Origin of the sequence: Thauera sedimentorum (assembly GCF_014489115.1) — a bacterium.
GTDB classification, from domain to species: Bacteria; Pseudomonadota; Gammaproteobacteria; order Burkholderiales; family Rhodocyclaceae; genus Pseudothauera; species Pseudothauera sedimentorum.
Map to the genome: position 1 here is coordinate 1,180,546 of NZ_JACTAH010000001.1, position 23,089 is coordinate 1,203,634.

Sequence of the window (23,089 nt, forward strand, 5' to 3'; positions counted from 1 at the left end):
GTTCAGTAGCTACTCAGGTCATACAGCGCAAAGCAGCGGCCAGCCGTTGGCAGATCGCCACATCTGCTCGCCCAGCTTCAAAATGGTGTCTGAGTCGTGGCAATGTTCGAACTGGGCATCGAGGCGCAGGAAGCTGAAAGTCCAGTTGTAGTCGGCCAGCGCAGGATAGCGATAGAGAGCCAGGCCACCTGTGCCGGGATCACCAAACGTGTGTTCCCTGGCACGGTTTCTCAGGCTTGATGCCATCCCGAAATAGACAATCGTCGTATTCCAGAACCGCGCCAGATCGTCTGGAGCATAATAGGGGACAGACCACGATTCTCGGCAGCTGTACATACATGAAGCTACCCCTCGGCCAGGTATGTCTGTCCGACGGCATTGGCCGATCAGCCGCCCTCGGGGATGCGCCCAGCCCGGGAAACGGGCCGGAGGCGCCCGCCTCTCACGGCTTCGCCGGCAAGGGCGCAAACTCCACCGGCACCCACGCATAGCCTTTCTTCTCCTTTCGCACATGACCCATGCCCGGGAAGGGCAGATGCATGCCGGCGACCATCAGCCGCTCTTCAGCCGCCCGCGCGAACAACGCCAGGCGGGCGGCCACGGCCTTGGCCGGGTCCACGTCGAACTCGATGGACACCACCGGCCTTGCGAACTGCACCGCGTGGTTGTGCACCAGGTCGCCCCAGATCAGCAGGCGTGCGTCGCCGTCGCTCACCAGATAGGCGCTGTGGCCCGGGGTGTGGCCGTGGGCGGCGATGGCGGTGATGCCGGGGATGATCTCGCGGTCGCTCGCGAAGGTGTGCCACTTGCCGGCGGCGAGGTAGGGCGCGGCGGCGTCGCGGGCCATCTTGAAGAAGGGTTTGGCGCCTTCGGGCGCCGCGGCGGCGACTGCTTCGCTCAGCCAGTGGTCGTTGTCGGCCTGGGCGGACCAGACTTCGGCCTTGGGGAAGGCGGGTTGGCCGTCGGCGGTGACGAGTCCGTTCACGTGGTCGCCGTGCAGGTGGGTGACCAGCACCAGGTCGACCTGCTCGGGCTGGTAGCCGGCGGCGCGCAGGTTGTCGGCGATGTGGCCGAGCGAGGGGCCGAAGAGCTTGGCGGCGCCGGCGTCGACCAGCACCAGTTTGCTGCCGGTGTTGATCAGGTAGGCGTTGACCGCGGTCTGCACCGCCGGGCCCTTGAGGAACTTGCGCGCCAGCAGGGCGCGGATCTCCTGCTCGTCGATGTTCTTCAGCAGCGCGCTGTCCAGGTCGATGGCGCCGTCGTAGAGCGCGGTGATCTCGTAGCTGCCGACCGCCATCCGGTAGTAGCCGGGCACCTGGTTCATCTGCTGCGGGGCGGCGGCGGAGGCCAGCCCTGTGCAGGCGAGGAGGGCGGCGGCGAGCAGGGCGCAGAGTGGGCGGTGGAGGCGTGCGAAGGGGCGGCTGGCGGGCATGGGGCGCTCCGTGGATGCTGATCGGGTGGTATCGATTTCGAGTATCCCATGATTCAAGCGTGCTTACAGTCTCCGCGGCGGGGGTGTGCCCGGTTCTGTTACCCTGCGGGTCATGGACGTCCTCGACCCTTTCACGCATCGACCTGCCAATCTCGATGAGGCACAAGGCCTGATCGCCGCCGTGCGGCAACGCCTGGAAGCGCGTGGCATTGCGCATCGCGCGCCGCCGCCGGTGCCGACCAGTTGCTGCGGGCGCGGTTGTCACGGCTGCGTGTGGACGGGTTACTTCGAGGCCTTGTCCTGGTGGCGGGAAGACGCCCGGCGGCTGCTGGGCTGAGCGGGGCGCAGGCGCGGCCGGAACGCCGCGCGGCTTGCACCACTCCTACCGCGGTATTTCATTTGGCACAAAGGGGGCGACATGGCGATGAACGAACTGCGCTACAGCGGCGGTAAATGGCTGCCGGTGCTGGGGCTGGTGCTGGTTGCTGCGGCGGTTGCGGCTTTCCTGTGGCTGCGGCAGTCGCCCCCGCCGGTGGTGGAGCAACCGGTGGCCACAAGCCCGGCACCGCTGCCCGACGCCGCCATGCCGCCGGGCAACCAGGCGGGCGGGGTGATCGAGCCGCCGGAAAGCCTACCGCCCCCGCCCGTGCCGCCGGAACTGGCTGCCGAGCCGCTGCCGGTGCTGGACGAGAGCGACGGCGCGTTTGGCGAGGCGCTCTCCGCCCTGATGGGCGAGCGCGCCGGCATGCTGATGGGCAGTCACCTGGTGCGCCGCATCGTGGTCATCGTGGACAACCTGCCGGGCGAGCGCCTGCCCCTGTCGCGCTCGCCGCTGCGCCCGGCCGAGGGGGCATTCAGAGTCTCCGACGAAGGCGGCGCTATGACCATTGCCGCGGACAACGTCCAACGCTACACGCCCTATGTGGCGCTGGCCGAGGCGATTCCGGCCGAGCGTCTGGTGGCGCTGTATGCGCGCTTCTATCCGCTCTTCCAGGCGGCCTATGCCGAGCTCGGTTACGGTCCGGATGCGCAGTTCAACGACCGTCTGGTGGCGGTGATCGACCACGTGGTGGCAGCGCCCGAACCCGGCGGGCCGATCCAGCTCGTCCAGCCCAAGATCCGCTACCGCTTTGCCGATGCGCGGCTGGAGGCGCTTTCCGCCGGGCAGAAGATCATGATCCGCATGGGCAAGGAGAACGCCGGGCGCATCAAGGCCCGCCTGCGCGAAATCCGCACGCTGCTGACCGAGGCGGGGCGCCAGCGCTGAACGCAGGCGCCGTATACGCGCGGCGCTTTCCTGCATCCGCTTAGCAAATTCTTAGCGAACCGGCACGAAGCATTTAGCAAGCCGCCACCCGGTGGCGGCGCACACTGCGCGGCACGTCGGCAGCGGCTCGTCCCGGGCCGACCGGCGAGCGATGGATGCAGGAGAGTACGATGCGCAGTGTCAGTTCTATTGTTTCGATTCTTCCGATTGTTCCCGTTGTTCTCGCGGCCGGCGCTATGCTGGCCGCACCGGCCGCAGCGCAGGCCGGCGACGAGGCGGCCGCGACCCTGGTGGAGCGGGGCCGTTACCTGGCGCGGATTGCCGCGTGCAACGATTGCCACACGCCCAACTACGCTGCTACCGAAGGCAAGGTGCCGGAAGCCGAATGGCTCACCGGCGACCGCCTGGGCTGGCAGGGGGAATGGGGCACCAGCTACCCGGCCAACCTGCGCCGCTTCTTCGCCCGCACCAGCGAGGCGGACTGGCTGCGCATCGCGCGGGGGCGCGAGTTCCGCCCGCCGATGCCCGGTGTGATCCTGCGCGACATGAGCGACGACGACCTGCGAGCGCTGTGGCACTACGTGCGCGCACTCGGCCCGGCGGGCGAGGAGATGCCGGCCTGGTTGCCGCCGGGGCAGGAACCGACCGGCCCGGTGGTGCGTTTCCCGATGGCGGGGCACTGAGAGCCCATTGCGCGCAGGCGGACGGGGGCGGGATTTCGCCAATGGCGAAGGCAGGAATGATGACTATCATTCCTGCACCATGCCGGATACCTCTTCCTCACTGCTCGATGCCGCCCACGTCGCCTTCATCACCGGCACGGTGGGCATCAACCTGGCCGCCTGCCGCCCGGGTGGCTTTCCCGCGCTGTCGCGCGCGGTGGGCTGCCGGGTGTCGGCCGATTGCGGCCAGGTCAGCGTGCTGGTGGGCGCGGCCGCCGCGGCAGACGTGATCGACGCGGTGCGGCGCAGCGGGGCGGTGGCGGTGGTGTTCAGCGACCCGCCCACCCACCGCACCCTGCAACTCAAGGGCAGCAACGCCCTGGTGCTGCCGCCCGAGCCCGGCGACGTGGCCCTGGCGCACGCCTACCGCGATGCCTTTGCCGCCATCCTGGCGCCGTTCGGCTTTGCCGAAGGGGTGGTGCGCGCCTTCCTCTCCTGCCCGGACGACGACCTGCTGGCGGTGCGCTTTTCGCCCTCGGCAGCCTTCTCCCAGACGCCCGGCCCGCACGCCGGCGAACCGCTCCCGGGGCGGTCGTGAAGATCCGCCTGGAATCCATTCGCGCCTGCCTGGAAGGGGTGATTCCCGGGACCATCGCCACCCGCGCGGCGGACGGCACGCCCAACATCGCCTACCTGTCGCAGATCGAATACGTCGATTGCGAGCACGTCGCGCTGTCCTACCAGTTCTTCAACACCACCCGGCGCAACATCCTGGCTTCGCCCTACGCCCGTGTGGCGGCGGTGGACCCGCACACCGGCGCGCACTACCGCCTGAGCCTGCAGTACCTGCGCACCGAAGAGAGCGGGCCGCTGTTCGAGCGCATGAAGGTGCGGCTGGCCGGCATCGCCTCGCACACCGGCATGTCCGGGGTGTTTCGCCTGCTGGGGGCGGACATCTACCGCGTGCTCGACATCGAACAGGTGCCGGGCGACACGCTGCCTCCGCCGCCGCAGCCGTGCAACCTGCTGGCCTCGCTGCGCGCCTGCACCGAGAGCCTGTGCGGCGCACCCGACCTGGACGGCCTGCTGGCGCGCCTGTTCGATGGTCTGCAGACGCACTTCGGCATCGAGCACGCCATGATGCTGATGTTCGACGAGGCCGCGGGGCGGCTGTACACCGTGGCGACCCGCGGCTATGCGGATTCCGGCGTGGGTTCGGAGATCGCCCTGGGCGACGGGGTGATCGGCGTGGCCGCGCGCGAACGTACGCCCATCCGTATCGGCCACTTCACCGCGGAATACAGCTACGGCCGCGCGATCCGCGACAACATGGCGCGCAACGGCGTGGACGGCATCGACACTGAGATCCCGCTGCCCGGCCTGGCCGATTCGCGCAGCCAGCTGGCGGTGCCGGTGATGGCCTGCCGCCAGCTGGTCGGCATGCTGTACGTGGAAAGCACCCAGGATCTGCGCTTCGGCTACGACGACGAAGACGTCCTGGTGGCGCTGGCCGGCCAGCTCGGCGCGGGCATCCGTCTGCTGCAGCAGATGCAGGAAACACCCGAGGAGGCGCCGCCCGCCGCACCGCCGATGGCGCCGGCGGGCCGTCCGCTGAGCGTGCGCCATTACGCCGAGAACGACAGCGTGTTCCTCGACGGCGACTACCTGATCAAGGGCGTGGCCGGCGCCATTCTGTGGGCGCTGGTGCGCGACTACGTGGACAGCGGACGCTGCGAGTTCAGCAACCGCGAGCTGCGCCTGGACCGCCGCATCCGCCTGCCGGATCTCTCCGACAACCTGGAGGCGCGGCTGATCCTGCTGGCACGCCGGCTGGTGGAGCGCGACGCCCCGCTGCGCATCGAGAAAACCGGCCGCGGCCGCTTCCGCCTGTGCGTGAGGCGTCCGCTGGAGCTGGTGGACGTGCCGGTTTAAGAGTTTCCTCAGCGCATCCTAAATATTCCCTAAGCATCGTCCCGCCCGCGCCGGGCAGCGCTACAGTGCGCCGCCATGGAGCGCTGCCGTGTTGCGGCCTGCGCTCCGCATGCGAGGAGACGAAGATGGGCATCAGGCTGTATGACGGACGGGCGGAGGAGCTGCTGCAGGCCATGTGGCTGATCCGCGCCTACGAGGAACGCGCGGTGGCGCTGCAGGCCGAACAGGGCGTGCCGGGCACCTGCACCGCGGTGGGGCAGGAGGCGGCGGCGGTGGGCGTGGTGTCGGCGCTCGGCGCGGACGACCTTATCCTCACCAATCACCGCAGCGCCGGCCACCTGCTGGCGCGCGGTGCTGACCCCGGGCGCATGCTGGCCGAGGTGATGGGCCGGCGCGACGGCTACTGCAAGGGCAAGAGCGGCTCGCTGCACATCTCCGCCAAGGAGCTCGGTGTGGTGCTCACCTCGACCATCGTCGGCGGAGAACTCGCGCTCGCCACCGGGGTGGCGCTGTCGCAGCAGATGCTCGGGCGTCGCGGCGTGGTGGCCTGCTTCTTCGGCGATGGCGCGGCCTGCGAAGGGCGCTTCCACGAGTCGCTCAACCTGGCCGCGGTGTGGCGCCTGCCGGTGCTCTATGTATGCGAGAACAACCAGTGGCAGGCCTTCGTGCACCGGCGCGAGACCATGCTGGCCGACAACATCGCCGCGCGCGCCGTGGGCTACGGCATGGACACCGCGGTGGTCGACGGCAACGACCCGGAGGCGGTGCGCGCCGCGGCGCTGGAAGCGGTGGAGACCATCCGCGCCACCGGCCGGCCGTACTTCCTGGAGGCGCGCACCTACCGCTTGCGCGGCCATTTCGAGCCGGACGACCAGGCTTATGTCGACCAGGACGAGCTCGCCGCCTGGCGCGCGCGCGATCCGCTGGCCTTGCTCGAAGCCCGCCTGCTCGCCGCCGGCCGCATCGATGCGGACGCCCTGCAGGCGCTGCGCGCCGAGGCCTACCGGCGCATCGACGCGGGCTGGCGCTTCGCGGTCGATTCGCCGTATCCGGCCGCGGCCGAACTCATCACCGACGTCTACGCCTGAGAGGAAAACCGCCATGACACGAATCACCGTAATGGACGCCATCGACCAGGCGCTGGCCGAGGAGATGGCGCGCGACCCCGCCGTGCTGCTGATGGGCGAGGGCGTGGCCACCAAGCGCCGCGCGCTGGTCGAAGCCTTCGGCAGCGCGCGGGTGCGCAACACCCCGCTGGCCGAAGGCATCATCGCCGGCACCGCGGTGGGTGCCGCGGCCACCGGCCTGCGACCGGTGGTGGACCTCTTGTTCGCCCCCTTCCTGTGCTACGCGATGGACGAGCTGGTGAACAGCGCCGGCAAGCTGCGCTACCTCTCCGGCGGGCAGTTCGACTTCCCGCTGGTGGCGATCGCCATGACCGGCGCCGGCTGGGGCGTGGGTGCGCAGCACAACCACAACCTGGAGGCCTGGTTCGCCCACGCCCCCGGGCTGAAGGTGGCGATGCCGTCCACCGCGGCGGACTTCAAGGGCATGCTCAAGAGCGCGATCCGCGACCCCGATCCGGTGCTGTTCTTCGTGGACATCGCCCTGGCCTACACCGACGGTGAAGTGCCCGCCGGCGAGCATCTGGTGCCGCTCGGCCGCGCCGCGCGGCGCCGCGAAGGGCGCGACGTGACGCTGATCTCCTACGCCAAGACGGTTGCGGTGTGCGAGCAGGCGGCCGAACTGCTGGCCGTGCAGGGCATTTCCGCCGAGGTGCTGGACCTGCGCTGCATCAAGCCGCTGGACGAGGCCGCCATCCTCGCCTCGGTGCGTCGCACCGGACGCGCGGTGGTGGTGCACGAGGCGAGCCGGACCTGCGGCGTGGGTGCGGAAGTGGCCGCGCTGATCGGCGAACACGCCTGGGACGCGCTGCGCGCCCCGGTGCTGCGCGTCACCGGCCCGGACGCCCCGGCGCCCGCCAGCCCGCCGCTGGAACAGGCTTACGTGCCGCAACCCGCGGCAGTGGCCGCCGCCGCACAGCGCCTGATGGCCGGCGCGGAGACGGCCGCCTGCGTGTAGCCCTTACGCCTTGTAGGAGCGGCCTTGGCCGCGATCCGACCGCCGGGAGCACCACCGCCGCAATCGCGGGCAAGCCCGCTCCTACCGGGCACGGAGCGCGTGTAGGAGCGGGCTTGCCCGCGATGCTGCGTATATTTTGCGGCGGATCGCATCGCGGCCAAGGCCGCTCCTGCAGCGCTGCGCTTGACCGCTGGCGGTATCGCTTCGATGATCGGCACCAGGAGGTAGCCCATGACGGAAGCGATTTTTCAGCGCGACGCCTACGCGGCGGAGTGCGAGGCCACGGTGGTGGCGGTGGACGACGGCAAGGTGGTGCTGGACCGCACGGTGTTCTACCCGGCCGGTGGTGGCCAGCCCGGTGATCGCGGCGAACTGGAACTGGACGACGGCCGCCGCCTGGCGGTGGCCGATACCGCGAAAGGCGAGGGCGGCGCCGTGCTGCATCTGCTGGCCGAAGGCGAGGCGCCGCCTGCGACGGGTGCCCGGGTGCGCGCGCGCATCGACTGGGCGCGGCGCCATCGCCTGATGCGTCACCACACCTGTCTGCACCTGTTGTGCGCGGTGGTCGGTGCGCCGGTCACCGGCGGGCGCATGGCCGAGGACAAGGCGCATCTGGACTTCGACATCGAGATGGACAAGCTGGTGGCCGAGGACATCGAGACCCGCCTCAACGCCCTGGTTGCCGCCGATACCCCGGTGGTGGTGGGCGAGATCGACGACGCGGCGCTGGACGCCAACCCCGGGCTGGTCAAGACCATGTCGGTGCAGCCGCCGCGCGGCCAGGGCACGGTACGCACCATCGAGATTCCCGGCGTGGACCTGCAGCCCTGCGGCGGCACCCACCTGCGCCGCACCGGCGAGATCGGCCAGGTGCGGGTGGCGAAGATCCGCTCCGAGGGCAAGCGCAACAAGCGCGTGACCGTGGTGCTGGACTGAAGACGTCGCCCCGTAGGAGCGGCCTGGGCCGCGATTTCAGCGTACTTGCTATGCAGGCTGTGATCGCGGCCAAGGCCGCTCCTGCAGTTAACGGGGCAGGGTGAACTTGGCGGCTTCGACCGGCTTGCTGAAGTGGAAGCCTTGCGCCAGGTCGCAGCCGTGCTCGGCCAGGATGGCGAGCTGCTCGGCGGACTCCACGCCTTCGGCCACCACGCGCAGGCCGAGGCTGTGGGCGAGCTTGATGATGGCTTCGGCGATGGCTGCGTCGTCCGGGTTGCGGTCGATGTCGCGGATGAACAGGCGGTCGATCTTGAGTTCGTCGATCGGGAAGCGCTTGAGGTAGGCGAGCGAGGAATAGCCGGTGCCGAAGTCGTCCAGCGCCAGGCGCACGCCCAGCGCGCGCAGGCCCTCGAGCACGCCGATGATGCGCTCGCTGCCGTCCATCAGCATGGTCTCGGTGAGTTCCAGGGTGAGCTGGGCGGCGGGCATGCCGGTTTCGGCGATGACCCGGGCGACCATCGCGGTGAAGCCCTCGTCGCGGAACTGGCGCGCGGAGATGTTCACCAGCATGCGCAGTTCGCCGTGTCCGGCCTCGCGCCAGCGGGCGTGCTGCAGGCAGGCGGTGCGCAGCACCCATTCGCCTATGGGTACGATCAGGCCGGTTTCCTCGGCCAGCGGGATGAAGTCGGCCGGCGGCACCAGGCCGAGGTCGGGATGCATCCAGCGCAGCAGCGCTTCGGCCGCCACGGTGCGCCCGGCATCGACATGGACCAGCGGCTGGAAGTGCAGCACCAGCTCCTCGCGCGCCAGGGCGCGGTGCAGGGCGCTTTCCAGCGCCAGGTGTTCCAGCGAGCGGGCGTTCATCGCCGGCTGGTAGAGCTGGAAGGCGTTGCGCCCTTCGTCCTTGGCGCGGTACATGGCGGTGTCGGCGTTCTTGATCAGCGCCACCGGGTCGCGGCTGTCGTCGGGGAAGATGCTGATGCCGATGCTGGTGGTGACGGTGAGGTCGTGCCCGTCCACCTGCACCGGGCGGCGCAGCGATTCGATGATGCGGGTGGCGGTGTGCGCGGCGTCGTCCGGGTCGGTGAGGTCGCTGAGCACCGCGATGAACTCGTCGCCGCCCATGCGCGCGACGGTGTCGTCCTCGCGCAGGCAGGCGCACAGGCGGCGGGCGATCTCCATCAGCAGCTGGTCGCCGACCTCGTGGCCGAGGCTGTCGTTGATGCGCTTGAAGCGGTCGAGGTCGATGAACAGCACCGCGGCGCGGTTGCGGTTGCGGTGCGCGTGGGCCAGCGCGACCTGCAGGCGGTCTTCCAGCAGGCGGCGGTTGGGCAGGCCGGTGAGCGGGTCGAAGTAGGCGAGGTGGCGGATGTGCGCCTCGTTCTCCTTCAACTGGCTGATGTCGCTGAACACCGCGGCGTAGTTGGTCAGCTTGCCGTCGCGGTCCTTGATGGCGGTGATGGTGAGCAGCTCGGGGTAGAGCTCGCCGCTCTTGCGGCGGTTCCAGATCTCGCCCTGCCACTGGCCTTCGGCGGACAGCTGGGCCCACATCTCGCGGTAGAACTCGGGGCTCTGGCGGCCGGAGTTGAGCAGCGAGGGATTGCGTCCGATCACCTCTTCCGGGCGATAGCCGGTGAGCCGGGTGAAGGCCGGATTGACCGAGATGATGCGCGCCTTCTCGTCGGTGATCAGGATGCCTTCCAGCGAGCTTTCGATGACCTTCTCGGCCAGGTGCAGGTTGCGCTGCGAGGCGTTGAGCGCCATGTCGCGCTCGCGCAGCGCGTGCTGCAGTTCATGCACGTACACCAGCTCCATGCCGGAGAGGATGTCGGCGAAGCTGACCAGGTCGGCCAGGCTGCCGTCGCGGCGCAGCACGCCCACGTGGCGCACCCGGCGGTCGCTGAGCATGCAGCGCACGTGGTAGAGGCTGGCGTCCTCGCTCACCGTGATCAGCGGGCGGCTGGCCAGCTCGCCCACCGAACGGTTGCCGGCGCGCTCGGCGACCAGGCGGGTCAGGTCGCGCTCGGTGAGGATGCCGTAGCTGCCGTCGTCGTAGGCCACCACCACCGCGTCCTGCGCGGCGTTGCGCATCTGCCGCACCGCTTCGCCGAGCAGGGCGGATGCGGGCAAGGGCTGCAGGCTGCCCTTGACGATGGAGTCGAGCTTGCGCAGCTTCAGGTAATGCTCGATGCCCTGGTTGAGCACCACGTCGGTCTGGGTGACGATGCCGCAGCGGCGCCCGTGCTCATCGACCACCAGGTAGTGGCGCATGTGCTCGTCGCGGAAACGGACCGCCAGTTCCTGCAGGCTGAGGTCGCGGGTGACGGCGCGCACCGGGGCGCTCATGGCGTCGCTGATCGGGCGGTTGAAGCTGTCGGGGTGGTCGAAATCGATTGCCAGGGCGTCGCGTTCGGTCCAGATGCCGACCGGGACGTCGTCCTCCACCACCAGGATGGAGCTGACCCGCGCGATGCTCATGCGCCGGGCCGCTTCGTGCAGGGCCAGGTCCGGTGCGCACTCGAGGATGCTGCCGCGGACGATCTGGCCCACCGTCACCTCGGAAGAGATCAGAGCGCCGAGCACGGCGTCCTCGGCTGGTTCGGTGTAAGCGACTTTGTCATCCATCTCTGGGGTTCGCGATCGTTGCGGATACCTGCCGCGGCATCGCCTGCCTGCGGCGGAAGACTCCGGCGAATGGCCGGATTGGCCAGGTTCGGAGTGCGTGACACCATAGCATCGCCAGGAAAGTCCCGCCACCGGCCAGATCAAGCGGAGATTGCGTCACGCGGCGGGAGTGTTTCGGGGCATGCAAACCGCCATGCGGCTGGGGTAAGCTCTGCAGCATCGACTGCAGGAGGACCCACACGATGAAGCGCAACCCTTTGTCCGAGGACGGCCGCGAGTTCCTCGATCCGCTGATGATGCCGTACGACATGCTGACCGATGCCTGGATGAACGCCTGGATGCAGCCGTTGGCGACCTGGCAGCGCTTTGTCGGCGGCCAGTGGCAGCAGTGGCTGGATGCCATGGCCCATTTGCCCAGTCCCTGGCTGCCCGCGCTGGCCGCCGGGCGCGAGGGGCAGCCGCCGGCGATCGATTTCTTCCTGCCCTGGTTGCCGGTCGTTGCAGACACCGCACCGGCTGCCGTTGAGCCGCCGGTCGAGGCGGTCGAAGCCGCCGCGCCCAAGGAGGTCCAGCCCGCGAAGACGCCCGCTTCCGCCCGGGCACCGCGCAAGCCCGCTGCGCTGGAGAAGGCCGAAACCGCTCCGGCACGCAAGCCGGCTGCGGCGAAGAAGACGGAAGCCGCGCCGACACGCAAATCGGCAGCGGCGAAGAAGGCTGAAACCGCTCCGGCGGGCAAGCCCGCCAGCGCCAAGCGACCCGCGGCGGCCAACAAGGCGTCCGCCGCGCCGGCGCCGAAGCCGGCAGCAGGCGACGCGCCCGCGGACAAGCCGGCACCAGCCCGGCGCCGGGCCGCTGCCGGCAAGACAACCGCGCCGGCCAAACCCGCCCCGCGGGCGAAGAAGGAGGTGTAGGAGCGGCCTTGGCCGCGATTGCCGCGCCCTCACCTCGTCGGCGGAATCGCCTCTACGAGGGATGTGCGCCCCGGAGCGTGACGCGTTCTACGCGCCCCCGTGCGCCTCAGGCGCGCGCGTCACGCCGGCCAATGTGACATCGGAGCCGCGGCACCGCCTCAGGCAGCGAAGAAGCGCTGTGTGGCTTCGGCCGACAGCGCCATGCCGGTGAGGCGCGCGCGCTGCAGCAGTTCCCAGTAATAGCGGTAGGAGGCGCGGTCGTGCAGGCGGCCGCGATGCTGGATGGGACCCCAGTCGGCGTCCTGCGCGGCGGCGAGGATGTCCGTCGCGTCCTCGACTTCGGAGAAGTCGGGGCGCATGGCTTCGACGATGGGCTGGATCTGGTTGGGGTGGATGCTCCACATGCGCAGGTAGCCGAACTCACGCCGCGCACGCTCGGCGTCGCCGCGGATGACGGCGATGTCCTTCAGCTCGGTGGTGACATTGTGCGAGGGCACCACTCCGCAGCCCAGCGCGGCGGCGGCGATCTCCACCTTGGCGCGCACCACCAGCGGGTGTTCGAACTGTCCCGGGCTCTTCATCGCCGCGCCGGGAATCGCGCCATGGTGGGCGGAGACGAAATCCATGAGGCCGAAGTCGAGCGACTCCACGCCTTCCAGCGCGGCGATCTCCCACACTTCGCGCAAGGCCCCGTGCGTTTCGATGAGCACATGAACCGGCAGGTGGGTGCCGAGCCCGGCCGCGGCTTCGGCACGGCGCAGTTCGACGATCTGTGCCGCGGCGTCGGCGGCCGAACGGACCTTGGGCAGGGTGACGAAGGCCAGGCGCCGGCCCGCGCCGTGGATGAGAATGTCCAGGTCCGCCTGCCAGTGCGGGTGGGTGATGTCGTGAATGCGCACGCCGACCCGGCCGTGCCGGTTGTCGGCGCCGTTGACCACCTCGACCACCATCTGCGCGTGCTCGGCCTCGGCGCCGGTGCGGGCGCCGTCCTCGCAATCGCAGGTGATGTCGAAGACCGGGCCCATCTCGTTCTGCAGCGCAAGCGCCTTGCGCATCAGTTTCTCGGAGCCGGCGTAGTGGTCGACCGCGGGCAGAGCGGGGAAAGGCTTCTCGCCGGAGAAGAGCACGTTGCGGGGGTGTTGTCTGGCGTTCATGGCGGGGTCAGCGGTTGTTGGCTTGGCGGCGGGCAAGGATAGCAGCGGGCCGGTGAACGAAAAAGGCGCACGGCCTGGGCCGTGCGCCTTGCGATGCTGCGTTGCTGGCGAGGATCAGCCCAGCAGATCCTTCACGCCTTCGCGCTCTTCCAGCAGTTCGTTCAGGGTGACGGTCATGCGCTCACGCGAGAACTCGTCGATCTCCAGGCCCTGGACGATCTTGTACTCGCCGTTCTCGGTGGTCACCGGGAAGCCGTAGATGATGCCTTCCGGGATGCCGTAGGAGCCGTCGGACGGGATGCCCATGGTGACCCACTCGCCCTTGGAACCCAGCACCCAGTCGCGGATGTGGTCGATGGCGGCGTTGGCGGCGGAAGCGGCGGACGACAGGCCACGCGCTTCGATGATCGCGGCGCCGCGCTTGCCGACGGTGGGCAGGAAGACGTCCTTGTTCCAGGCAGCGTCGTTGATCAGGTCCTTGACGCCGTCGCCGTTGGAGGTGACGAAACGGTAGTCGGCGTACATGGTGGGGGAGTGGTTGCCCCACACCACCAGGTTCTTCAGGCTGGAGACTTCACGGCCGGCCTTGGTGGCCAACTGCGACAGCGCGCGGTTGTGGTCCAGGCGCAGCATGCCGGTGAAGTTCTTGGCCGGGACGCGGCCGAACTTCTGGGCCACTTCCTTGGCGATGTAGGCGTTGGTGTTGCAGGGGTTGCCGACCACCAGCACCTTGCAGTCCGGATCGGCGTACTGGCCGATGGCAGCGCCCTGCACGGTGAAGATCTTGGCGTTTTCGGTCAGCAGGTCCTTGCGCTCCATGCCGGGGCCGCGCGGACGGGCGCCGACCAGCAGGGCAACCTTGGCGTCCTTGAAGGCCACGTTGGGGTCGTCGGTGGCGATCATGCCGGCCAGCAGCGGGAAGGCGCAGTCTTCCAGTTCCATCATCACGCCCTTGACCGCCTTCTGGGCCTGGGGCAGATCGAGCAGTTGCAGGATGACGGGCTGGTCCTTGCCCAGCATTTCACCGGAGGCGATGCGGAACAGCAGGCTGTAGCCGATCTGGCCGGCGGCACCGGTCACGGCAACGCGGACGGGGGCTTTGCTCATGTGATTACTCCCTCAAATCAAGACGGTCTGGATGGTTTGATCGTGCGCCCGTTTGCTGCGTGCCTTGAACGGGAATCCGGCGGGGCGACGGTCAGAAGTCGGGGCGGAAGGATGGTAGAAGCAAGTGCCGGCGCTGTCAATTCATGTCATTTGTCTTATATAAGACATAAGAGTAACCATAGACGATTATTTTTTTTTGTGCTGAAATACGCGGATGACTCAGGAATCCCCCACCTTCAGCCCGCTGTACCGCCAGATCAAGACCCTGATCCTTCAGGCGCTTGAGGCGGGTGAATGGCTTCCTGGGCAAGTGATCCCCAGCGAACAGGAACTTGCTGCGCGTTTCAATGTTTCGCAGGGTACCGTGCGCAAGGCCATCGATGAAATGGCCGCCGACAACCTGCTGGTGCGCAAGCAGGGCAAGGGTACCTACGTCGCGTCGCACAACGACCCGCGCGCGCTGTTCCGCTTCCTGCGCCTGGTGCCGATGGACGGCGATCTGTCGCACCCGCAGAGTTTGCCTCTTGATTGCTGGCGTGCCAAGGCCGGTCAGGAGGCTTCGCGCATGCTCGGTATCGAACTGGGCGCGCCCATCATCATCCTGCGCCGTCTGCTCAAGTTCGGTGCGAAGCCGGTGGTGATCGACGAGATCTACCTGCCGGGCGAGATTTTCCAGGGTCTGTCGATGGAGGTGCTGCAGGGCTGGAGCGGTTCGCTCTACAGCCTCTTCGAGACCCGTTTCGGCCTGCGCATGATCCGTGCGCAGGAGCGTATCCGCGCGGTCGGGGCGGACCGTTCCACCAGCGATGCGCTGAAGGTGCCCGAGGGTACGCCGCTGCTGTCGGTGGAGCGGGTCACCTATACCTACGGGGATAAACCGGTGGAGTGGCGCCGAGGGCTGTATTCGACCGCGGAGCACTATTACCTGAACGAACTGAATTGAGTCGGATACCTTGCAGGCAGGGAGTCTCGACGGGTTAACCCGGATATAATCCGGTCCTTTTTGGGAGTAGCGGCGGAGTCCTCCGTCGCGCATGTAAGAGGGGAAACTTCATGTCAGAAGTGAGTGTGCGCAAACCGAGGCCGAAGCACTTGGCCCTGAACGAGATCCGGCTGCCGTTGCCGGGTTTCGTGTCGATCCTTCACCGGATCAGTGGAGCGGGCCTGTTCCTGCTCCTGCCGTTCCTGCTGTACCTGTTCGATCTGAGTCTTGCTCAGGACAGCTTCGCCACCTTCAGCGCGGTGGTGGGCAATCCGCTGGTGAAGCTGATTCTGTTCGGTCTGCTGTGGGCCTACCTGCACCACTTCTGTGCCGGCATCCGCTTCCTGCTGCTCGACATGCACAAGGGCGTCGACCTGCAGCCGGCGCGCAGCTCCGCGCGTCTCGTTCTGATCGTGAGCCTCGCGCTCACCGCTGTCATCGGGGTGGCACTATGGTGAAGCATCGTATCGTCGTCGGGGCGCACTACGGTCTGAAGGACTGGATCGCCCAACGCGCCACGGCCGTGTTCATGGCCGTCTATACCCTCATCTTCGCGGTCTGTGCGCTGACCCTGCCGGAGCTGAGCTTCGAAGCCTGGTCCGGCCTGTTCTCCGGCGGCCTCTTCAAGTTCCTCACCTTCCTGTTCTTCCTGGCGCTGTTCTTCCACGCCTGGATCGGGGTGCGTGACATCTGGATGGACTACGTGAAGCCGGTCGGCGTGCGCCTGACCCTGCACGTGGTAACGATCTTCCTGCTCGTCGGCTACGCCGGCTGGGCTGCCCAGATTCTGTGGAGGCTGTAAGCGTGAACGTCGCCAAGCGTACTTTTGATGCGGTCATCGTCGGTGCCGGTGGCGCCGGCCTGCGCGCCGCGCTGCAACTGTCCGAAGCCGGCCTGAAGACCGCCGTGCTCACCAAGGTCTTCCCGACCCGCTCGCACACCGTGGCGGCGCAGGGCGGGGTGGCCGCTTCCCTGGGCAACTCCACCGAGGACAACTGGCACTGGCACATGTACGACACCGTGAAGGGGTCGGACTGGCTGGGCGACCAGGATGCCATCGAGTTCATGTGCAAGAAGGCCAACGAAGTGGTCGTCGAGCTCGAACACTACGGCATGCCTTTCGACCGTACCGACAACGGCAAGATCTACCAGCGTCCGTTCGGCGGTCACTCGATGAACTACGGCCAGGCCCCGGTGATGCGCTCCTGCGCCGCTGCCGACCGTACCGGCCACGCCATGCTGCACGCGCTGTACCAGCGCAACGTGCGCGCCAACACCCAGTTCTTCGTCGAATGGATGGCGCTGGACCTGATCCGCGACGCCGACGGCGACGTGCTCGGCGTGACCGCGCTGGAAATGGAAACCGGTGAAGTCTCCATCTTCCACGCCAAGGCGACCATCTTCGCCACCGGCGGTTCGGGCCGCATCTACTACAGCTCCACCAACGCCTTCATCAACACCGGCGACGGCGTGGGCATGGCGGCGCGTGCCGGCATTCCGCTGGAAGACATGGAGTTCTGGCAGTTCCACCCGACCGGCGTGGCCGGCGCGGGCGTGCTGATCACCGAAGGGGTGCGCGGCGAAGGCGGCATCCTGCGCAACGCCTCCGGCGAGCGCTTCATGGAGCGCTATGCGCCGAACCTGAAGGATCTGGCCTCGCGCGACGTCGTTTCGCGCGCGATGACCACCGAGATCAACGAAGGTCGCGGCTGTGGTCCGGACAAGGATCACGTGCTGCTCGACATCACCCACCTGTCGCCCGAGAACATCATGAAGCGCCTGCCCGGCATTCGTGAGATCTCCATCCAGTTCGCCGGTGTGGACCCGATCAAGGCGCCGATCCCGGTGGTGCCGACCTGCCACTACCAGATGGGCGGTATTCCGACCAACTACAAGGGCCAGGTCGTGGTGCCGAAGGACGGCAACCCGAACGCTCCGGTGTCCGGCTTCTACGCCGCCGGCGAGTGTGCCTGCGCCTCGGTGCACGGTGCCAACCGCCTGGGCACCAACTCGCTGCTCGACCTGCTGGTGTTCGGCAAGTCCGCCGGCGAGACCGTGGTCGAGGACTTCCAGTCCGGCCAGCTCAAGCTCAAGCCGCTGCCGGCCGATGCTGCCGACGTGTCGCTGGCGCGCATCGCCCGCCTCGAAGGCCAGACCAATGGCGAGAGCGTGCATGAAGTCGGCCTGGAAATGCGCCGCACCATGCAGAAGCATGCCGGTGTGTTCCGCTTCGACAACCTGCTCAAGGAAGGCGTGCAGAAGATCGCCGAGGTGGCCGAGCGTGCCAAGAGCACCGAGATCAAGGACAAGTCAAAGGTGTGGAACACCGCGCGCATCGAGGCGCTGGAGCTGGACAACCTGATCGAAGTCGCGCGCGCCACCATGGTGTCCGCCGAAGCCCGCAAGGAGTCCCGTGGCGCCCACGTGCGCGACGACGCGCCGGATACCGCGGAGAACCCCAACGGCCGCGACGACGCCAACTGGCTCAAGCACACCCTGTGGTACAGCGAAGGCAACCGCCTGGACTACAAGCCGGTGAACCTGAAGCCGCTGTCCGACGACGTGGAACCCATCGCGCTCGCCAAGCGCACCTACTGAGCGCGGGAGTACAAGAGATATGAGCAAGCGTACCGTTCAATTCAAGATCTACCGCTACGATCCGGATCGCGACGAGAAGCCGTACATGCAGGACATCAGCGTTGAGCTGGAAGCTTCCGACAAGAAGCTGCTCGACGCCCTGGTGCGCCTCAAGTCGGTGGACGATTCCATGTCCTTCCGCCGCTCCTGCCGCGAAGGCGTGTGCGGTTCGGATGCGATGAACATCAACGGCAAGAACGGCCTGGCCTGCCTGACCGACATCGACAGCCTGCCGCAGCCCATCGTGCTGCGCCCGCTGCCGGGTCTGCCGGTGATCCGCGACCTGATCGTGGACATGACCCAGTTCTTCAAGCAGTACCACTCGATCAAGCCCTACCTGATCAACGAGGAACCGGCGCCGGAGCGTGAGCGTCTGCAATCGCCCGAAGACCGCGAGGAGCTCAACGGCCTGTACGAGTGCATCCTGTGCGCGTGCTGCTCGACCTCCTGCCCGTCGTTCTGGTGGAACCCGGACAAGTTCGTCGGCCCGGCCGGCCTGCTGGCGGCCTACCGCTTCATCGCCGACACCCGCGACCAGGCGACCAACGAGCGCCTCGACAACCTCGAGGACCCGTACCGCCTGTTCCGCTGCCACAGCATCATGAACTGCGTCGACGTCTGTCCGAAGGGTCTGAACCCGACCCGCGCCATCGGCAAGATCAAGGACGCCATGGTACGGCGGGCGGTATGACCATCAACCGGGGGCGCGTGCGCTGGCAGTGCAGGCGGGCTCTTCTGGAGCTCGACCTGGTGTTCACGCGCTTTCTGGAGCGGCATTTCGATCGTCTGACCGACGATCAACTTGCGGACCTCGACGACCTGCTGCGCTGCGACGACTACGACATCTGGGCGATGGTCAATGGCAGCAAGCCGTGCGAAGAGGACCGCTGGAAGGAAATGATCGCCCTGCTGCGCGAAACCTGAGGCAGCAGCGGCGATCATCGACAGGGAGTCAGGGCTTGCGGGCGGTCGTGCCGCAAGCGCTCAGAGTTAATCGGGCAAGGAAGAGAGACCATACCTATGAGTACTGAACGCACCGCAACCCTAAACGTCGATGGAAAGACCGTCGAGTTTCCGGTCATGTCCGGCACCCACGGCCAGGATGTCATCGACATCCGCACCCTGGGCGGCAAGACCGGCCTGTTTACCTACGACTCCGGTTTCCTGTCGACCGCGAGCTGCAAGTCGAAGATCACCTTCATCGACGGCGACAAGGGCGAGCTGCTGTACCGCGGCTACCCGATCGAGCAGCTGGCCGAGAAGTGCAACTTCCTGGAAGTGGCCTACCTGCTGAAGAACGGCGAGCTGCCCAACGCGGCGCAGAAGCTCGACTTCGAAAGCACGATCAAGAACCACACCATGGTTCATGATCAGCTGACCCGCTTCTACAACGGCTTCCGCCGCGATGCCCACCCGATGGCCATCATGGTCGGCGTGGTCGGTGCGCTGTCCGCCTTCTACCACGATGCGATGGACTTCTCCGACCAGGAGCATCGCAACATCTCCATGCACCGGCTGATCGCCAAGCTGCCCACCATCGTGGCCATGGCGTACAAGTACAACACCGGGCAGCCGTTCATGTACCCGCGCAACGACCTCGACTACACCGCCAACTTCATGCACATGATGTTCGGCACCCCGTGCGAGGAGTACAAGCCGAACCCGGTGCTGGTGCGCGCGCTCGACGTGATCTTCACGCTGCACGCCGACCATGAGCAGAACGCCTCCACCTCCACGGTGCGTCTGGCCGGTTCCTCCGGCGCCAACCCGTTTGCCTGCATCTCGGCCGGTATCGCCTGCCTGTGGGGCCCGGCGCACGGCGGCGCGAACGAAGCCTGCCTGAACATGCTGGAAGAGATCGGCGACGTGTCGCGCGTCGGCGAGTACATCAAGCGCGCCAAGGACAAGAGCGACAGCTTCAAGCTGATGGGCTTCGGCCACCGCGTGTACAAGAACTTCGACCCGCGCGCCAAGCTCATGGGCAAGGTCTGCGCCGAGGTGCTGGGCGAGCTGGGCCTGGAGAACGACCGCCTGTTCAAGCTGGCCAAGGAACTCGAGAAGATCGCGCTGGAAGACGAGTACTTCGTCGAGAAGAAGCTCTACCCCAACGTCGACTTCTACTCCGGCATCGTGCAGAAGGCCCTGGGCATCCCGACCTCCATGTTCACCTGCATCTTCGCGCTGGCGCGCACGGTGGGCTGGATCACCCAGTGGGAAGAGATGATCACCGATCCGGAATACAAGATCGGCCGCCCGCGCCAGCTGTACATCGGCGCCGCGCGACGCGACGTTCCGGAACTCGCGCAGCGTCCGTAAGAGACGAGAGACGATGGAGAGGGAAGGGGGGAACCCCCGGCGATAGTCGCCGATTCCGCGGGGTGGCCGTGCGTGCGCGGCCATCCCGTTTTCACATCGGCAGCAGCGGCCGGGCCCGCCTTGGCGACCTCAGGCAGGGAAACAAAACATAACGGGTGGCTTTCATCATGATGAAGCAACATTTTTCCACTTCGCATCTGTTCGGTGCCAACGCACCGTTCATCGAAGAGCTGTACGAGAATTACCTGGCCGATCCGGCCTCCGTGCCTGAGAACTGGCGCGCCTATTTCGACCAGCTGCAGGCGCAGGCCGGTGCGGCCGTGCGCGACGTGGCCCATGGCCCGGTGATCGCCGCCTTCGAGCAGATGGCCAAGCGCGGTCCGGTGCGCACCGTCGTCGCCGAGGGCGGTGACGACAAGCGCCAGGTCAGCACCCTGCAACTGATCAACGCCTACCGCTTCCTCGGCAACCGCTGGGCCAACCTCGATCCGCTCAAGCGCACCGAGCGCCCGCAGATCGCCGAGCTGGAGCCGAGCTACTACGGCTTTACCGAAGCCGACCTGAACAAGCAGTTCAACGTCGGCTCCTTCCACGGTTTCTCCACCGAGCACGCCACGCTGCGCGAGATCCTCGAAGCGCTGCGCCAGACCTATTGCGGTTCGATCGGCTCGGAGTACATGTACATCTCCGACATCCAGCAGAAGCGCTGGATCCAGAGCCGGCTGGAAAGCGTGCGCGGCACGCCCAGGTTCTCCCTGGAGATGAAGAAGCGCATCCTCGAGCGCGCCACCGCCGCCGAGACCCTGGAGCGCTACCTGCACACCAAGTACGTCGGCCAGAAGCGCTTCTCGCTCGAGGGCGGCGAATCGGCCATCGTGGCGATGGACGAGATCATCCGCGTCGGCGGCAGCCTGGGCGTGGCCGAGACCGTGATCGGCATGGCCCACCGCGGCCGCCTCAACGTGCTGGTCAACACCCTGGGCAAGTCGCCCTCGATGCTGTTCTCCGAGTTCGAGGGCAAGGCCGCTGCCGACCTGACCGCCGGCGACGTGAAGTACCACATGGGCTTCTCGTCCGATGTCATGACCCCGGGCGGCCCGATGCACCTGACGCTCGCCTTCAACCCCTCTCACCTGGAGATCATCAACCCGGTGGTCGAAGGTTCGGTGTATGCGCGCCAGGTGCGTCGCGGCGACACCGCCAAGAGCCAGGTGCTGCCGGTGCTCATCCACGGCGACTCGGCGGTGGCCGGCCAGGGCGTGAACCAGGAGATGCTCAACTTCTCCCAGACCCGCGGCTACGGCACCGGCGGCACGGTGCACATCGTCATCAACAACCAGATCGGCTTCACCACCTCCGATCCGCGCGACTACCGCTCCTCGCTCTACTGCACCGACATCTTCAAGATGGTCGAGGCGCCGATCTTCCACGTCAATGGCGACGACCCGGAGGCGGTGGCCTTCGTGACCGCGCTGGCCGTGGAATTCCGCCAGCAGTTCAAGAAGGACGTGGTGGTCGACATCATCTGCTTCCGCAAGCTCGGCCACAACGAGCAGGACGAGCCGATGGTGACCCAGCCGCTGATGTACCGCACCATCCAGAAGCACCCGGGTACCCGCAAGCTCTACGCCGACCGTCTGGTGGCCGAAGGCACGCTGTCCAGCGACGAGCCGGACAAGATGATCGCCGAGTACCGCGAGCACCTCGACAAGGGCGAGCTGCTCTACAACCCGGTGCTGTCCGGCCACAACCGCCAGTTCGCGGTGGACTGGACCCCCTTCCTGAACCAGCCCTACACCGACGAGGCGGACACCGCCATCCCGGTGCAGGAGATCAAGCGTCTGGCCGAGCGCCTGACCACGCTGCCGGAAGGCTTCACCCTGCATTCGCGGGTCAAGAAGATCATCGACGACCGTTCCGCGATGGGCAAGGGCGAGCTGCCGCTGGACTGGGGCATGGGCGAGAACCTGGCCTACGCCAGCCTGCTGGCCCAGGGCTACGCGGTGCGCATCTCCGGTGAGGACGTCGGTCGCGGCACCTTCTTCCACCGCCACGCGGTACTGCACGACCAGAAGCGCGAGCGCTGGGACGAAGGCAGCTTCAAGCCGCTGGAGCACATCCAGGACGGCCAGGCCCGCTTCCAGTGCTTCGACTCGGTGCTGTCCGAAGAGGGTGTGCTGGCCTTCGAATACGGCTATGCGACCACCGAGCCGAACGAGCTGGTGGTGTGGGAAGCCCAGTTCGGCGACTTCGTGAACGGTGCCCAGGTGGTGCTCGACCAGTTCATCTGCTCGGGCGAGGCCAAGTGGGGCCGTCTGACCGGCCTCACCATCATGCTGCCGCACGGCTACGAAGGGCAGGGGCCGGAGCACTCCTCGGCACGTCTGGAGCGCTTCATGAACAACGCCGCGGAGAACAACTGGCAGGTCTGCGTGCCCACCACGCCCAGCCAGATCTTCCACCTGCTGCGCCGTCAGATGCTGCGCAAGCTGCGCAAGCCGCTGATCATCATCACGCCCAAGTCGCTGCTGCGCCATAAGGAAGCCATCTCCTCGATGGACGAACTGGCGCACGGCCGCTTCCGCACGGTGATCGGCGAGACCGAGAAGCTGGACCCGAAGAAGGTCAAGCGCGTGGTGCTGTGCCAGGGCAAGATCTACTACGAACTGCTGGCGCACCGCCGCGAGCAGGGCATCAAGGACACTGCGCTGGTCCGCATCGAGCAGCTCTATCCCTTCCCGTCGGACGAGTTCGCCAAGGCGATCAACGAGTTCCCGAACGCCAAGGAAATCGTCTGGTGCCAGGAAGAGCCGCGCAACCAGGGTGCCTGGTACTGGCTGGCTTCGCGCCAGCACCTGGTCAACGTGCTGGGCCCCAAGCGCAAGCTGCTGCTGGTCAGCCGGCCGGCCGCCGCGTCGCCCGCGGTGGGCTACTACGCCAAGCACAACGCGCAGCAGAAGGCGGTCATCGAGCACGCCTTCGGTCCCATCCAGGATGCAACGCCGCAGAACCCCAATCAATAACGACACACACCGGGAGAGAATTC

The 23,089-nt window shown here is 67.3% G+C and carries 22 protein-coding genes; 17 read left to right on the plus strand and 5 right to left on the minus strand.

The window, feature by feature from the left end:
• Positions 1-18: 18 nt before the first annotated feature.
• Together IAI53_RS05325 and IAI53_RS05330 are read right to left on the minus strand one after the other, a co-directional pair.
• Positions 19-246: a hypothetical protein gene (locus tag IAI53_RS05325; protein WP_187717085.1), complete on the minus strand. Its 228-nt coding sequence runs from the start codon at positions 244-246 to the stop codon at positions 19-21.
• A gap of 196 nt (positions 247-442) precedes the next feature.
• Positions 443-1,432, minus strand: a complete 990-nt coding sequence (locus IAI53_RS05330; RefSeq protein ID WP_187717086.1) for an MBL fold metallo-hydrolase — start codon at positions 1,430-1,432, stop codon at positions 443-445.
• Positions 1,433-1,544: 112 nt separating this feature from the next.
• On the opposite strand from IAI53_RS05330, the gene IAI53_RS05335 reads away from it, so the two are divergent.
• The 8 genes from IAI53_RS05335 to IAI53_RS05370 all read left to right on the plus strand — a co-directional run bounded on the left by IAI53_RS05335 (position 1,545) and on the right by IAI53_RS05370 (position 8,311).
• The gene (locus tag IAI53_RS05335) at positions 1,545-1,769 is read left to right on the plus strand and encodes an oxidoreductase-like domain-containing protein (RefSeq protein ID WP_187717087.1); all 225 of its coding nucleotides are present in this window, start codon (positions 1,545-1,547) and stop codon (positions 1,767-1,769) included.
• Positions 1,770-1,850: 81 nt separating this feature from the next.
• On the plus strand, positions 1,851-2,699 hold the full coding sequence (locus IAI53_RS05340; RefSeq protein ID WP_187717088.1) for a DUF3014 domain-containing protein: 849 nt from the start codon (positions 1,851-1,853) through the stop codon (positions 2,697-2,699).
• Between the two features lie 236 nt (positions 2,700-2,935).
• Positions 2,936-3,382 (plus strand): cytochrome C, encoded by a 447-nt coding sequence (locus IAI53_RS05345; protein WP_187717089.1) that lies wholly within the window; start codon positions 2,936-2,938, stop codon positions 3,380-3,382.
• A 79-nt stretch (positions 3,383-3,461) separates the two neighbouring features.
• A complete protein-coding gene (locus IAI53_RS05350; protein WP_187717090.1) occupies positions 3,462-3,959 on the plus strand; it encodes a hypothetical protein in 498 nt (165 codons plus the stop codon).
• Entirely contained in the window at positions 3,956-5,293 is a 1,338-nt protein-coding gene (locus IAI53_RS05355) for a GAF domain-containing protein (RefSeq protein WP_187717091.1), read from the plus strand. The genes IAI53_RS05350 and IAI53_RS05355 overlap by 4 nt, the downstream gene beginning before the upstream one ends.
• A 125-nt stretch (positions 5,294-5,418) precedes the next feature.
• On the plus strand, positions 5,419-6,381 hold the full coding sequence (locus tag IAI53_RS05360; protein ID WP_187717092.1) for a thiamine pyrophosphate-dependent dehydrogenase E1 component subunit alpha: 963 nt from the start codon (positions 5,419-5,421) through the stop codon (positions 6,379-6,381).
• A 13-nt stretch (positions 6,382-6,394) separates the two neighbouring features.
• Positions 6,395-7,375 (plus strand): alpha-ketoacid dehydrogenase subunit beta, encoded by a 981-nt coding sequence (locus tag IAI53_RS05365; RefSeq protein ID WP_187717093.1) that lies wholly within the window; start codon positions 6,395-6,397, stop codon positions 7,373-7,375.
• Positions 7,376-7,606: 231 nt separating this feature from the next.
• Complete coding sequence (locus IAI53_RS05370; RefSeq protein ID WP_187717094.1) at positions 7,607-8,311, plus strand: alanyl-tRNA editing protein; 705 nt, start codon at positions 7,607-7,609, stop codon at positions 8,309-8,311.
• 87 nt (positions 8,312-8,398) lie between these two features.
• Here the strand turns inward: IAI53_RS05370 and IAI53_RS05375 are convergent, their stop codons facing one another.
• Entirely contained in the window at positions 8,399-10,936 is a 2,538-nt protein-coding gene (locus tag IAI53_RS05375; RefSeq protein ID WP_187717095.1) for an EAL domain-containing protein, read from the minus strand.
• 242 nt (positions 10,937-11,178) lie between these two features.
• Here IAI53_RS05375 and IAI53_RS05380 point away from each other — a divergent pair, with 242 nt between their 5' ends.
• Complete coding sequence (locus IAI53_RS05380; RefSeq protein WP_187717096.1) at positions 11,179-11,847, plus strand: hypothetical protein; 669 nt, start codon at positions 11,179-11,181, stop codon at positions 11,845-11,847.
• 158 nt (positions 11,848-12,005) lie between these two features.
• Here the strand turns inward: IAI53_RS05380 and IAI53_RS05385 are convergent, their stop codons facing one another.
• Both IAI53_RS05385 and IAI53_RS05390 read right to left on the minus strand, forming a co-directional pair.
• Positions 12,006-13,001 (minus strand): HpcH/HpaI aldolase/citrate lyase family protein, encoded by a 996-nt coding sequence (locus IAI53_RS05385; protein ID WP_187717097.1) that lies wholly within the window; start codon positions 12,999-13,001, stop codon positions 12,006-12,008.
• Positions 13,002-13,115: 114 nt separating this feature from the next.
• Positions 13,116-14,108 (minus strand): malate dehydrogenase, encoded by a 993-nt coding sequence (locus IAI53_RS05390; protein WP_187717098.1) that lies wholly within the window; start codon positions 14,106-14,108, stop codon positions 13,116-13,118.
• Between the two features lie 214 nt (positions 14,109-14,322).
• Here IAI53_RS05390 and IAI53_RS05395 point away from each other — a divergent pair, with 214 nt between their 5' ends.
• The 8 genes from IAI53_RS05395 (at position 14,323) to IAI53_RS05430 (ending at position 23,066) form a co-directional block, all read left to right on the plus strand.
• Entirely contained in the window at positions 14,323-15,051 is a 729-nt protein-coding gene (locus IAI53_RS05395; RefSeq protein ID WP_187717099.1) for a GntR family transcriptional regulator, read from the plus strand.
• A 110-nt stretch (positions 15,052-15,161) separates the two neighbouring features.
• On the plus strand, positions 15,162-15,548 hold the full coding sequence (sdhC, locus tag IAI53_RS05400) for a succinate dehydrogenase, cytochrome b556 subunit (RefSeq protein ID WP_187717100.1): 387 nt from the start codon (positions 15,162-15,164) through the stop codon (positions 15,546-15,548).
• The gene (gene sdhD / locus IAI53_RS05405) at positions 15,542-15,892 is read left to right on the plus strand and encodes a succinate dehydrogenase, hydrophobic membrane anchor protein (RefSeq protein WP_187717101.1); all 351 of its coding nucleotides are present in this window, start codon (positions 15,542-15,544) and stop codon (positions 15,890-15,892) included. The genes sdhC and sdhD overlap by 7 nt, the downstream gene beginning before the upstream one ends.
• Before the next feature lie 2 nt (positions 15,893-15,894).
• Positions 15,895-17,688, plus strand: coding sequence for a succinate dehydrogenase flavoprotein subunit (sdhA, locus tag IAI53_RS05410; RefSeq protein WP_187717102.1), 1,794 nt, complete (start codon positions 15,895-15,897; stop codon positions 17,686-17,688).
• Positions 17,689-17,707: 19 nt separating this feature from the next.
• Positions 17,708-18,418, plus strand: a complete 711-nt coding sequence (locus tag IAI53_RS05415) for a succinate dehydrogenase iron-sulfur subunit (RefSeq protein ID WP_187717103.1) — start codon at positions 17,708-17,710, stop codon at positions 18,416-18,418.
• On the plus strand, positions 18,415-18,651 hold the full coding sequence (locus IAI53_RS05420) for an FAD assembly factor SdhE (RefSeq protein WP_187717104.1): 237 nt from the start codon (positions 18,415-18,417) through the stop codon (positions 18,649-18,651). The genes IAI53_RS05415 and IAI53_RS05420 overlap by 4 nt, the downstream gene beginning before the upstream one ends.
• A gap of 96 nt (positions 18,652-18,747) precedes the next feature.
• Positions 18,748-20,043, plus strand: a complete 1,296-nt coding sequence (gene gltA, locus IAI53_RS05425; protein ID WP_187717105.1) for a citrate synthase — start codon at positions 18,748-18,750, stop codon at positions 20,041-20,043.
• A 167-nt stretch (positions 20,044-20,210) separates the two neighbouring features.
• Positions 20,211-23,066 carry a 2-oxoglutarate dehydrogenase E1 component gene (locus IAI53_RS05430; RefSeq protein ID WP_187717106.1) on the plus strand — a complete coding sequence of 952 codons (2,856 nt, stop codon included), beginning with the start codon at positions 20,211-20,213 and terminating at the stop codon, positions 23,064-23,066.
• Positions 23,067-23,089: the final 23 nt, after the last annotated feature.